This is a genomic window from Microbulbifer sp. MI-G, assembly GCF_030440425.1.
Lineage (GTDB): Bacteria > Pseudomonadota > Gammaproteobacteria > Pseudomonadales > Cellvibrionaceae > Microbulbifer > Microbulbifer spongiae.
The window spans coordinates 4285620-4297228 of the sequence record NZ_CP098023.1; the positions used below are offsets into that span (position 1 = coordinate 4285620).

13 protein-coding genes are annotated in these 11609 nt (G+C 59.0%); 9 read left to right on the plus strand and 4 right to left on the minus strand.

Annotated elements, in window-relative coordinates; translation table 11 throughout:
- Positions 1-44: 44 nt before the first annotated feature.
- The 4 genes from M8T91_RS17790 (at position 45) to M8T91_RS17805 (ending at position 3862) form a co-directional block, all read left to right on the plus strand.
- A complete protein-coding gene (locus M8T91_RS17790) occupies positions 45-1079 on the plus strand; it encodes a type IV pilus twitching motility protein PilT (protein ID WP_301415563.1) in 1035 nt (344 codons plus the stop codon).
- A gap of 64 nt (positions 1080-1143) precedes the next feature.
- The gene (locus M8T91_RS17795) at positions 1144-2295 is read left to right on the plus strand and encodes a PilT/PilU family type 4a pilus ATPase (RefSeq protein ID WP_301415564.1); all 1152 of its coding nucleotides are present in this window, start codon (positions 1144-1146) and stop codon (positions 2293-2295) included.
- Positions 2296-2489: 194 nt separating this feature from the next.
- On the plus strand, positions 2490-3251 hold the full coding sequence (locus tag M8T91_RS17800; protein ID WP_301415565.1) for an SDR family oxidoreductase: 762 nt from the start codon (positions 2490-2492) through the stop codon (positions 3249-3251).
- An 11-nt stretch (positions 3252-3262) separates the two neighbouring features.
- Positions 3263-3862 (plus strand): LysE family translocator, encoded by a 600-nt coding sequence (locus tag M8T91_RS17805; protein WP_301415566.1) that lies wholly within the window; start codon positions 3263-3265, stop codon positions 3860-3862.
- Positions 3863-3877: 15 nt separating this feature from the next.
- On the opposite strand, the gene M8T91_RS17810 is transcribed toward M8T91_RS17805, so the two are convergent.
- Both M8T91_RS17810 and M8T91_RS17815 read right to left on the minus strand, forming a co-directional pair.
- Complete coding sequence (locus M8T91_RS17810) at positions 3878-4618, minus strand: LytR/AlgR family response regulator transcription factor (protein ID WP_301415567.1); 741 nt, start codon at positions 4616-4618, stop codon at positions 3878-3880.
- The gene (locus M8T91_RS17815; protein WP_301415568.1) at positions 4615-5772 is read right to left on the minus strand and encodes a sensor histidine kinase; all 1158 of its coding nucleotides are present in this window, start codon (positions 5770-5772) and stop codon (positions 4615-4617) included. The genes M8T91_RS17810 and M8T91_RS17815 overlap by 4 nt, the downstream gene beginning before the upstream one ends.
- An 89-nt stretch (positions 5773-5861) precedes the next feature.
- Between M8T91_RS17815 and argH the strand changes: the two genes are divergently transcribed.
- Positions 5862-7322 (plus strand): argininosuccinate lyase, encoded by a 1461-nt coding sequence (argH, locus tag M8T91_RS17820; RefSeq protein ID WP_301415569.1) that lies wholly within the window; start codon positions 5862-5864, stop codon positions 7320-7322.
- On the opposite strand, the gene cyaY is transcribed toward argH, so the two are convergent.
- Positions 7302-7628, minus strand: a complete 327-nt coding sequence (gene cyaY / locus M8T91_RS17825) for an iron donor protein CyaY (RefSeq protein ID WP_301415570.1) — start codon at positions 7626-7628, stop codon at positions 7302-7304. The genes argH and cyaY overlap by 21 nt on opposite strands.
- A 106-nt stretch (positions 7629-7734) precedes the next feature.
- On the opposite strand from cyaY, the gene lptM reads away from it, so the two are divergent.
- From lptM to M8T91_RS17845, 4 genes are all read left to right on the plus strand, one after another.
- A complete protein-coding gene (lptM, locus tag M8T91_RS17830; protein ID WP_301415571.1) occupies positions 7735-7974 on the plus strand; it encodes an LPS translocon maturation chaperone LptM in 240 nt (79 codons plus the stop codon).
- Positions 7971-9224 (plus strand): diaminopimelate decarboxylase, encoded by a 1254-nt coding sequence (gene lysA / locus M8T91_RS17835; RefSeq protein ID WP_301415572.1) that lies wholly within the window; start codon positions 7971-7973, stop codon positions 9222-9224. The genes lptM and lysA overlap by 4 nt, the downstream gene beginning before the upstream one ends.
- 235 nt (positions 9225-9459) lie before the next feature.
- Entirely contained in the window at positions 9460-10290 is an 831-nt protein-coding gene (dapF, locus tag M8T91_RS17840; protein ID WP_301415573.1) for a diaminopimelate epimerase, read from the plus strand.
- A gap of 129 nt (positions 10291-10419) precedes the next feature.
- Positions 10420-11157, plus strand: coding sequence for a DUF484 family protein (locus M8T91_RS17845; protein WP_301415574.1), 738 nt, complete (start codon positions 10420-10422; stop codon positions 11155-11157).
- A gap of 106 nt (positions 11158-11263) precedes the next feature.
- On the opposite strand, the gene M8T91_RS17850 is transcribed toward M8T91_RS17845, so the two are convergent.
- Positions 11264-11488 (minus strand): hypothetical protein, encoded by a 225-nt coding sequence (locus M8T91_RS17850; protein ID WP_301415575.1) that lies wholly within the window; start codon positions 11486-11488, stop codon positions 11264-11266.
- Positions 11489-11609: the final 121 nt, after the last annotated feature.

Genomic DNA, 11609 nt, shown 5'->3' on the forward strand with positions numbered 1-11609 from the left:
GCGGCAATTTTACCTGAGCCAAAACAAGAACCTAAGGTAGCAGTATGGATATCACGGAACTCCTCGCCTTCAGCGCCAAGCAAAACGCCTCAGACCTGCACCTCTCCGCCGGCTTGCCGCCGATGATCCGCGTGGACGGCGATGTGCGCCGCATCAATCTGCCGGCAATGGAGCACAAGCAGGTGCACGGCCTGATCTACGAGATCATGAACGACAAGCAGCGCAAGGACTACGAGGAAATTCTGGAGACAGACTTTTCCTTCGAAGTGCCCGGAGTGGCGCGCTTTCGTGTCAATGCGTTTAATCACAACCGCGGCGCCGGTGCCGTTTTCCGGACCATCCCCTCCAAGGTACTCACCATGGAAGACCTGGGAATGGGACAGGTATTCAAACAGATTTCAGACACCCCCCGCGGCCTGGTGCTGGTCACGGGCCCCACCGGTTCCGGCAAGTCCACCACCCTGGCGGCGATGATGGATTACATCAATGACAACAAATATGAGCACATCCTCACCATTGAAGATCCGATCGAATTTGTGCACGAATCCAAAAAGTGCCTGGTGAACCAGCGCGAGGTGCACCGGGATACCCACGGTTTTGCCGAAGCGCTGCGTTCGGCACTGCGTGAAGACCCGGATATTATCCTGGTGGGTGAGATGCGGGATTTGGAAACCATTCGCCTGGCACTCACCGCTGCGGAAACCGGCCATCTGGTCTTCGGTACCCTGCACACCACTTCCGCAGCCAAAACCATCGACCGGGTTGTGGATGTCTTTCCGGCACAGGAAAAGGCCATGGTGCGCTCCATGCTGTCAGAGTCCCTGCAGGCGGTTATCTCCCAGACTCTACTCAAGAAAACCGGCGGCGGTCGTGTCGCCGCCCACGAAATCATGCGCGGCACTCCGGCAATTCGAAACCTGATCCGCGAGGACAAGATCGCCCAGATGTATTCCGCCATCCAGACCGGTGCCAGCACCGGCATGCAGACCATGGATCAATGTCTGGAAGATCTGGTGGCGCGCCGTATCGTCAGCCGAGAAGTTGCGCGGGAAAAAGCCAAGATGCCGGAGAACTTCTAAGCGTCAATTCTACCCGGGCCACAGGCGGGGCCCATCACTTCAAGCATAAATTGCGGTAACCACCATGGAAATTGAAAGACTTCTACAACTGGTTGTAGAGAAAGGCGCTTCGGATCTGTTTATCACCGCTGGCATACCACCCTCCATCAAACTGCACGGCCGCGTGGCGCCCGTTAGCAGCACCTCGCTCACGCCGGAGAAGGCACGCGAACTGGTGGTGGGCACCATGAGTGAAAAGCAGCGGCGCGAATTTGCCGAGAAAAAAGAGCTGAATTTCGCCATTGCGGTGCGCAATGTAGGCCGTTTCCGGGTCTCGGCATTTTTCCAGCGCAACCTGGTGGGTATGGTACTGCGCCGCATCGAGACTAAGATCCCCACTATCGACGGGCTCGGCCTGCCGGATGTGCTCAAAGACCTGGCCATGACCAAGCGCGGCCTGATTATTTTTGTGGGCGCCACCGGCACCGGTAAATCCACCTCGCTGGCTTCCATGATCGGTCACCGCAATGAGAACTCCAAAGGTCATATCATCACCATTGAAGACCCCATTGAGTTTATCCACCAGCACCGCGGCTGTATTGTGACCCAGCGCGAGGTGGGCCTGGATACCGAATCCTTCGAAGTGGCCCTGAAAAACACCCTGCGCCAGGCACCGGATGTGATCCTGATTGGAGAGGTGCGCTCGCGGGAGACCATGGACCACGCCATCGCCTTCGCCGAGACCGGCCACCTGTGCCTGTGCACCCTGCACGCCAACAACGCCAACCAGGCCCTCGACCGCATCATCCATTTCTTCCCCGCGGACCGCCACGAGCAGATGTTTATGGACCTGTCACTGAACCTGAAGGCGATGGTCGCACAGCAACTGGTACCGACACCGGATGGGGACGGCCGCCGCGCCTGTCTGGAAATCATGATCAACACCCCGTTGATGTCAGACCTGATCCGCAAGGGCGAGGTGCACAAAATGAAGGAACTGATGAAGCGCTCCGGCGAGCAGGGTATGCAGACCTTTGATCAGGCCCTCTACGAACTCTACGACCGCGGTGAGATCACCTACGAGGATGCCCTCGCCCACGCGGACTCCTCCAACGACCTGCGCCTGATGATCAAGCTCAAATCCGAATCCGATGCCGAATACTTAAACAGCGCCGCAGGTGAATTGAGCCTGCAAAATGATTCGGAATACGGTGATGGTGGACCGCAACTGTATTAAGCACCCTTTTGAATTCGGCGGAAAACAAGGCGTTTGCTGTCGATTGGGATACCCAATCTGACAGCTTCTTCTCCCGCTTAGGCAAACACTATATTCCTTTGAGACCCCGCGATCCAGGTAGCAGCAGCGCTGGCAGAAACCTTGGGAACACCGGCGTTACCCTTCTGAAAACAATACCCTCACAGGCTTGGAAAATGCTTTCAAACAGTGAAAAAAAGATTGCGCTTATCACCGGCGGAAGCCGCGGAATCGGCGCCGCCACGGCGCGGTTACTTGCCCAGCGCGGCTATCATATCGCCTTCAGTTACCGGGATCGGAAAGAATCGGCCGAATCCCTGCTCAGTGAACTTCACGCCATTGGCGTTCCGGCAATCGCCGTGCGCGCAGATATTGCCTTTAAGGTCGATATCCTGCATTTATTCAGGGAAGTGGACCGGCAGCTCGGCCCCCTGCAATACCTGGTGAACAATGCTGGAATCCTCAAACCGCAAATGCGTGTTGAGGCAATGGATGCAGAACGCATTAACCAGATCCTCACCACCAATATCACAGGCACCCTACTCTGCTGCCGCGAAGCTATAAAAAGAATGTCACCCAAACATGGTGGTAAGGGAGGCGCCATCGTCAATATTTCCTCCGGTGCCAGCCGTTCGGGATCACCCAATGAATATATCGACTATGCGGCCAGTAAAGGCGCGGTCGACACCCTGACTATCGGCCTCAGCCAGGAAATTGCCAGCGAGGGAATTCGGGTAAATGGCGTACGACCCGGTTTTATCCACACAGAAATGCACGCAGAGGGCGGGGAGCCCGACAGGATAGAGCGGCTAAAATCCTCAATTCCCCTCGGACGGGGCGGCCAACCGGAAGAAGTGGCTACAGCGGCCGCCTGGCTTCTCGGCGATGAGTCTGCATTTACCACGGGCGCATTTATTGACGTTACGGGCGGGAGATAGGGTAGGCGTTTATGTCCGAAGCCCTGTTTTCCCTGATCGCAGCCACCGGCCTGCTGCTCGGCTCTCCCGGCCCTGCCCCACTTGCGCTGGCTGCTTCGGGAGCCACTTTTGGCATGAGGGAAAGTACCGGTTTTTTGATCGGTATCCTGCTCGGGCTGTGCGTAGCGATTGTTGGTGCCACTGCCGGTGTGGCGGCACTGCTGTCGGCCTGGCCCCAGGCCCGTTTTGCTGTACAGGTGGGTGGAGCACTCTATATTGGCTACATTGCGCTCACAATCGCTACGGCTCCCGTAGGGGAGCGGGGCCAATCGGCTAAAACCCGGGCGCCCTCACTGCTGGATGGATTTATCCTGAATCTGCTCAATCCAAAAGCCTACGCCGCTTTTTTAGCCATTTTCTCCCAGTTCCTGCTTCCGATTGAAGGGCGTGGCCCAAGCTATATCGCAACGGGATTGATCTGCCTGCTGGTTGCTGCGGTGGTGGATTTTATCTGGCTGGCTCTCGGCGGCAGTCTGCGGCCCGTTTTCCACAAACCATTACCGGCGAGGATCACCAGGGTGAGCCTTGCACTGCTGATGTTAGCCGCGGTAGCGACGGTATTCCTGCGTTGAAAGCGTGCCGGGTGCTCAGCACAGCTCTGCAACCAGGGCCTTTACGGACGACAACATGCGCCGGCTCACCAACGGTGCCTCTGTCACTCCCTCCAGCTCTACCCGGTAATGGCCGCCCTCCTTACGCAGGCCAACGATATACTCCCGGGCCACCAGGGTGCTGCGGTGCACGCGCACAAAGCGCGCGCCGAACTCGCGCTCCAACTCCTTCAGGGATTCATCCAGGATCGTTTCACCGGCGGGGTGATGGGCCAGGACATATTTACTGTCGGCAATCAGGCAGCGGATGGCGTTCACCGGCAAGAGTTCCACCCCCAGACGGCTCACAGCCTTGATACGGTTGCGGCCAGGGAATTCCTGTGTGCCCTGCAACAGTTTTTGCTGGGGTTTGCTGAGGCGCTGCACCTTTGCCATTGCCTGGCGCAGCTGTTCGATACTGACTGGCTTGAGTAAGTAGCCAACCGCCGAGGTAGCAAACGCGGGCAGGGCCAATTCATCGTGGGCAGTGCAAAAAATGATTGCCGGCGGGCAGTCGCGGGCAGCCAGCTGCTGCGCCAGCGCCAGGCCACAGCCGCCGGGCATTTCAATATCGAGTAAAACAAGATCCGGATCCAGTAATTGCACCTGTAAAAGTGCGGACTCGCTATCCGCGGCTTCACCCACCAGCGAGCATTGCTCGATGGTACCCAGTTGCCGTTGCAGGCGCATACGGGCCAGGGGCTCGTCATCGACAATCAGGACTCGCAACTGGGTCACTGCGTCACCTCGGTATGCCTTTTGCTTTTCATCGCGACCTCTGTTCCCCGCTGAGCCGACTCCCTCGGCAGCAAGGGTAGCTGCAAGACCACCCGATAGTGGTCGTTCTCCCGACCGGCGGTAAACCTGAAGCGATCACCGTAATAGGCCGCGAGACGCTGGCGGATATTCTCCATGGCCATACCATTGCTTTCCCTGCAAAGGCGCACAGTTTCCTGCGGCAGGGGGTTGACGATAGTGATGCTGAGGGCGCCGTCCCGGGCTCTGCATTGCACTGTGATTTCTCCACCCTTGCGCAACTGCGCCACGCCGTGCAGAACAGCGTTTTCAAGCAGGGGCTGCAGCAGCAGACTGGGCAGTTGGATTCCCTCCAGCCCTGCCTCCAGCTGCCACTGCTGCCTCAGGCGCCCCCCCAGCCGCAGCGCCTCTATCTCCAGGTAGCGCCGGGCCAGAGTGACCTCCTGTTGCAGGGGTACCAGCCTGGATTCGGCAAGGCTGGCGCGAAACAGCGTGCATAAATCCTCCACCAGCCGCTCGGCGCGGTCCGGGTCCACAGCGATCAGACTGGCCAGGCTGTTCATACTGTTAAACAGAAAATGCGGGCGGATACGGGACTGCAACGCTGCGATGCGCGCACCCAGCTCTGCCTGCTGCTGGTTGACAAGCTGCTGCTGCAGGTAGGCATAGCGCAGTACCACGCCGGCGCAGATAGCACCCAGGAGACAGTCGCCAGCAAACCCCCACCAGTCAAAACCGGCCTGCAACAAGTGCGCGCGCAGGGCGCGCTGGATCGCCATAACAGCGCCCAATACAGCGAGCACCGCAGTGAAACTGAGCCCGACGGCCCGTTTGTGGGACAACCGGGACAAATAGGGGCGCAGGCGACACAAGACCGCTGCCGAGGGCAGTATCACCCACTGGACCAACAGCGACACCAGCCCCAGGCGCTGCCAGTTGAATTCACGCAATCCATCCAGAGCCAGTACCAGCACCAGGGCCAGCAGCTCCCCCATCAGTACCAGTGCCACCAGAGCGGTGGCACTGCACAGGTCCGGCAGAAAAGGGAGCGTATTGGAAATCGCAGAATCCTTGTCATTAACATCAGGTTTTCGAATTTTCTGCGATATAATGCCCGGCGGCCTGGGAAATGACATGCAGTTGTTATTCTTGATTGTCCTTAAACTCACAGGGCAAGATACCACCAAGCTCCCCGGTCTTTCACCTCACTGCAGCCAGGAAAACCATGAGCAATCACAAAGTCCCCACCAGCTCCGCCAACAACCCGGCCGCCAAACCCTGGGGCGGTCGCTTCAGCGAGGCCACCGATACCTTTGTCGAGCGGTTTACCGCCTCGGTCTCCTTCGATCAACGTATGGCACTGGAGGATATCCAGGGCTCCCTTGCCCATGCGCAGATGTTGTCGGAGGTTGGGGTATTGAGCGATGGGGAGTACCGTAAAATCGCCACTGGCCTGGGGGACATCGCCGAGGAAATTAAAACCGGGACATTTCCCTGGTCGGTGCAACTGGAGGACGTGCATATGAATATCGAGGCGCGCCTGACCGAGCGTATCGGCCCCATCGGCAAAAAACTGCACACCGGTCGCTCCCGCAACGACCAGGTGGCAACGGATATTCGCCTGTGGCTGCGCGGCCATATTGACCGGATCGCCGCCGAACTGACCCGCCTGCAATCGGGACTGGTAGCGCTGGCCGAACGCGAGGCCGATACCATCATGCCGGGCTTCACCCACCTGCAGAGTGCGCAGCCGGTGACCTTCGGCCACCACCTGCTGGCCTGGAACGCCATGCTCACCCGGGATTTCGAGCGCCTGATGGATTGCCGCAAGCGCCTGAACCGCTCGCCCCTGGGCGCCGCCGCACTGGCCGGCACCAGCTACCCGATTAACCGCGCCCGCACCGCCGAACTGCTGGGCTTCGATGCGCCCAGCGAGAATGCCCTGGACGCGGTCAGTGACCGGGATTTCGCCATCGAATTCTGCGCCTTCGCCGCACTGCTGCTCACCCATCTGTCCCGTGCCAGCGAGGAACTGGTGCTCTGGGCTTCCAGCCAGTTCGATTTTATCGATCTGCCGGACCGTTTCTGCACCGGCTCCTCCATTATGCCGCAGAAGAAAAATCCGGACGTGCCGGAATTGGTGCGCGGCAAGACCGGTCGCGTCAACGGCCACCTGGTGGCTCTGCTGACCCTGATGAAAAGCCAACCGCTGGCGTACAACAAGGACAATCAGGAGGACAAGGAGCCGCTATTCGACACCGCCGATACCGCACTGGACTGCCTGCGCGCCTTTGCGGATATGGTGCCGGCACTGCAGGCAAAAAGAAGCAATATGCTCAAGGCTGCGGCCAGGGGATTCTCCACCGCCACAGACCTGGCCGACTATCTGGTACGCAAGGGCGTTGCCTTCCGGGATGCCCATGAGATTGTCGGCCAGTCGGTGTCTTTTGCCATCGAACAGGACAAGGACCTGGCAGAACTGAGTTTGCACCAACTGCAGCAATTCAGTGGAGAAATTGGTGAGGACGTGTTTGCCGTGCTCACTCTGGAGGGCTCCGTCGCTGCCCGTAGCCACATTGGCGGTACCGCGCCGGTGCAGGTGCGCAAGGCCTGCGCCCAGGCGAGAAGCGCGATCGCACTGCGCACTGTGCCTTCCGGGACCGGCCTACAGGGACAGTGCCAATGACACCGGCTCCCCCTGCTGATCGCTCAAGACACGATCCAGCAGCGCTGGCAGGTTTTCACCGGTGCTAGCGCATGTCCAACCAGCAGGGGCGAAAGCCAGATGGTAACCACCGGACTTGGCCGCCACCCAAAGTTCGCAACTGGCCGATTGGCGCGAGATAATAACCTGGCTGCCATTGTCCTCCAGTGTCAGGGTCAACACGGCGCCATTGCGCTCGAAGTCAATATCCCAGGCGCAGTTATCCACAGCGTCCTCGATCGCCATCAGGGTGTGTTCAACAGCTGCGTCGTATCTGGTCTGGCTCATGTTTTGTAACTTCTGTGAGGGTCTGCTTGGTAGAAATTTCCGGGCCGCTATACTATCAGGCTTTTGCCGAACACCGCTTGGCGAGCCCAGGCGCAGGATGTCATCCATGTCGAAAATACCGTTTCTCTCCCTCCTGGCTCTCCTGGCCAGTGCCGCTCTGGCCGCCAGTTGCGGCCAGAAAGGTCCGCTCTACCTGCCCCAGGCCCCCGCTTCGCCGGCTCCGAGTATTACCACCGGACCACCATCCACCGTACCCACCAGCACCACAGCGACGCAGCCGGGTGAACCTGAGGAGGAGGATCGCAACAACGGGGAATCCCCAGCGGAGCAAGAAACACTGAAATGAGCGAGTTCAGTTACCGCGACGGCAGCCTGTGGGCGGAACAGGTTTCCCTGGAAGCGATCGCCGGGCGTTTCGGCACCCCAACCTACGTATACAGCCGCGCGCACTTTGCGCGGCAATACCAAGCTTATGCCAATGCCCTCGGCAGTCATCCCGGCCTGATCTGTTACGCGGTCAAGGCCAATAGCAACCTGGGCATCCTGTCTCTTCTGGCACAGCTGGGTGCCGGCTTTGATATTGTCTCCGGAGGCGAGTTGGAGAGGGTACTGCTGGCCGGCGGTGACCCCTCCCGTGTGGTTTTCTCCGGTGTGGGGAAAACGGCCGATGAGATGCGCCGCGCCCTCGAGGTGGGTGTGCACTGCTTCAATATTGAATCCGAAGCGGAAATGCACCGCCTGGAGCAGGTGGCGGCAGAGTGCGAGACCGTGGCCCCCATCTCACTGCGAGTGAATCCGGATGTCGATGCCCAAACCCATCCCTATATTTCCACTGGCCTTAAGGAAAACAAGTTTGGTATCGCCATTGCACACGCCCTGGACACCTACGCGCGCGCGGCAAACTCCGCACATTTGAACGTGATCGGTGTGGACTGCCATATCGGCTCCCAACTCACCGAGATAGCGCCTTTCCTGGACGCCCTGGATCGACTGCTGGAACTGGTCGACCGGCTCATTGAGCAGGGCATCCAGTTGGAACATCTGGATCTGGGCGGTGGACTGGGTGTGCGCTATCGGGGAGAGGAACCGCCACCGGTGGCGGACTATCTGATGGCGGTACTCGAACGCATCGGCGATCGCAACCTGGGCCTGATTCTGGAGCCGGGGCGCTCCATCGCTGCCAACGGTGGCGTACTGTTAACCCGGGTCGATTACCTGAAGCGCACGGAGGAACACAACTTCGCCATTGTCGACGCCGCCATGAACGACAACCTGCGCCCGGCCCTGTACCAAGCCTGGCAGGATATTGTACCGGTTACACCGAATCAGGGAGAGAGCGCCCTGTGGGATATTGTCGGCCCGGTGTGTGAAACCGGTGATTTTCTCGGCAAGAACCGCACCCTGTGCCTGAGGGAGGGGCAGCTGCTGGCTGTGCTCTCCACCGGCGCCTATGGGTTTACCATGAGTTCAAATTACAACAGCCGCACCCGTGCGGCAGAGGTACTGGTGGACGGTGGCAACACCTATCTGGTACGGGCGCGGGAAACTTTTGTCGATATGGTACGGGGGGAGAGCCCGGTACCGGAAAAAATCTGACCCCCTGCGGCGAAATCGGTGTCAGAATATGAAGAACAGTGGCGCAATCGGCAACCCAGGGAGCACCTGTCCAGTCATGCCGAAAACGCGACACAGAGGGTGCCGCCAGCGTGAAGCTGCGAGACCATGTACTACCTGCTGACCCACTTGTCTTCGCCAGAACTTCTCGCGCGACAGCCGGTGTATTCAGGGATAATGCTTCGTCTACCCAATACCACACCCACAGAGAAATGCCATGCGTGTTAAATTCAGCAAGATGCACGGGCTCGGCAACGATTTTGTCATGCTCGACGGCGTTAGTCAGAGAATTCGGCTATCGCCCGACAAGGTCCGTCGAATTGCCGACCGCCGCCTGGGCATCGGCTGCGACCAGGTACTTCTGGTGGAACCACCCCGGCATCCCGATACGGATTTCTGCTACCGGATCTTTAATGCCGACGGTGGAGAGGTGGAGAACTGCGGTAATGGCGCCCGCTGTTTTGCACGCTTTGTGCACGAGCGACGCCTTACCGGCAAACAGCACCTGAACGTGGAAATCGCCAGTGGCACCCTGCAGCTCAACCTTATGGACGCTGACCAGGTCGAGGTGAATATGGGAGCGCCACTTCTGGAGCCGGAACAAATTCCCTTCAGGGCCGATCGCCGTGCGGAAAGCTATCCCCTGGAGGTCAACGGCGAGACCTTTACCATCGGCGCCGTATCCATGGGCAACCCCCACGCCGTGCTATTGGTTGAGGATATTCAGCTGGCTCCGGTGCGCGAGCTGGGCCCCCTGTTGGCAGTACACTCGCGCTTTCCCCAGGGCGTGAATGTGGGCTTTTTGCAAATCGAGACCCCCAGCAGGGCGCATCTGCGGGTATTCGAACGGGGCGTGGGCGAAACCCGTGCCTGTGGCACTGGCGCCTGCGCCGCCATGGTCTACGCACACCAGCGGGAGCTGGTGGAGGACAAGGTGGACATGCATCTGCCGGGTGGCGCCCTGACAATCCACTGGAGTGGACCGGGTCAGCCAGTTACTATGAAGGGGCCCGCAATCACGGTTTTTCACGGGCAAATTATTCTCTGAATAACAATACCGGCAGGGTGGCAGTCCATTCGCACTTCCCGGGGATTTCGCGCACCTGTCACCAGAGGGTGCCCGCCCGCTGAAGTGGCAACTGCAACTCAGGTCCGCACAGATATCGAACACATCAAAATGGAACAAACAGACGCCAAGCATTCCCTTGACGAGATTGCCTCCGATACCCACAAGGAGGCCCAGCGCAATGAAAAGCTGCTCGCGCGCCAAGTTGCCCGCTACCTGATACAAAACCCCGAGTTCTTTGTCGAGCGGATGGACCTGCTGGAGACCATCAAATTGCCGCGGGAGAATGGCAAGACCGTGTCTTTGATGACACACCAGACCAACCTGTTGCGCGAGCGCAATATCGAGATGCGTCAGCGGCTCGACCAGCTGCTGCACAACGCCCGCGAAAACGACCAGTTATTTTTCAACAGCCGCCGCCTGATTCTGGCCCTGCTGGAGGCGCAGAGCGTGAGCGAGGCCACCGAGATCCTCTATGCCAGCTTTTCTGCCGACTTCAAAGTGCAATTCACCACCCTGACCCTGTTTGACCCCCCACCTGGGGCGCGCGGCAGCCTGGGCCAGGCAAAAACCAGTTCCAGCACCAGTGCTCAAACCGCTATTGGAGGAATTCTGCGCAATGGCCGCCCTGTTTGTGGCATTCTACGCCCGATAGAGCGAGCATACCTGTTTGCGGGGCAGGGGCAACAGGTGGCCTCTGCCGCAGTGGTGCCGCTGGGCGGCCAATTGGGAGTGCTTGCGACAGGTTCTTCCGACCCGCAATACTATCGTTCCAGCCTCGGCACACTGTTTATTTCCTACATCGCCGAGGTACTCGAACGCCTGCTGCCAAGGTTGTTGGAGCGCTAAGTGGAGAGCGATTTTACAGGGTTTCTACCAGCAAGCCAACGGGTCTCTCAGGGCTGGCAACAAACGTGCACCGTCACCCTGTAGGAGGGGTGAACTTGTTGCGGGGCTAAATCGGGCGGCTACCGTATTTGGGCTGTGGCTTGCGCGGGGGATCGGCGCTGACATCCGGATCAATTTCGCTGATTGCGCCACCACCTGCGAGAAACTCCTCCACATCGGCACTGAGTTGACTCCTGGCGCGCTCGCGGGAGGTGACACTGCGTTCTTCGGCAAATTCCTCGGCGTCCTTACTGCGAGAGTTCTTGCCCTGATCATCGTAACCATCTTTCATAGCTAAAACCCTGTAACCTTGACTCCTGTTACAGAGGGAGTACCTCTGCGCCACCTTTTCCCGTGGCGTATAAGAAACCGAAAGCCAGTTCGAGTGACAATCCCGTGCCCCATCAAAAGTG

Bases quoted from the DNA above. Each gene is read 5' to 3' on its own strand.
- M8T91_RS17790 (WP_301415563.1), top strand. From the start codon at position 45: ATGGATATCACGGAACTCCTCGCCTTCAGCGCCAAGCAAAACGCCTCA.
- M8T91_RS17795 (WP_301415564.1), top strand. From the start codon at position 1,144: ATGGAAATTGAAAGACTTCTACAACTGGTTGTAGAGAAAGGCGCTTCG.
- M8T91_RS17800 (WP_301415565.1), top strand. From the start codon at position 2,490: ATGCTTTCAAACAGTGAAAAAAAGATTGCGCTTATCACCGGCGGAAGC.
- M8T91_RS17805 (WP_301415566.1), top strand. From the start codon at position 3,263: ATGTCCGAAGCCCTGTTTTCCCTGATCGCAGCCACCGGCCTGCTGCTC.
- M8T91_RS17815 (WP_301415568.1), bottom strand. From the start codon at position 5,772: ATGTCATTTCCCAGGCCGCCGGGCATTATATCGCAGAAAATTCGAAAA.
- argH (WP_301415569.1), top strand. From the start codon at position 5,862: ATGAGCAATCACAAAGTCCCCACCAGCTCCGCCAACAACCCGGCCGCC.
- cyaY (WP_301415570.1), bottom strand. From the start codon at position 7,628: ATGAGCCAGACCAGATACGACGCAGCTGTTGAACACACCCTGATGGCG.
- lptM (WP_301415571.1), top strand. From the start codon at position 7,735: ATGTCGAAAATACCGTTTCTCTCCCTCCTGGCTCTCCTGGCCAGTGCC.
- lysA (WP_301415572.1), top strand. From the start codon at position 7,971: ATGAGCGAGTTCAGTTACCGCGACGGCAGCCTGTGGGCGGAACAGGTT.
- dapF (WP_301415573.1), top strand. From the start codon at position 9,460: ATGCGTGTTAAATTCAGCAAGATGCACGGGCTCGGCAACGATTTTGTC.
- M8T91_RS17845 (WP_301415574.1), top strand. From the start codon at position 10,420: ATGGAACAAACAGACGCCAAGCATTCCCTTGACGAGATTGCCTCCGAT.
- M8T91_RS17850 (WP_301415575.1), bottom strand. From the start codon at position 11,488: ATGAAAGATGGTTACGATGATCAGGGCAAGAACTCTCGCAGTAAGGAC.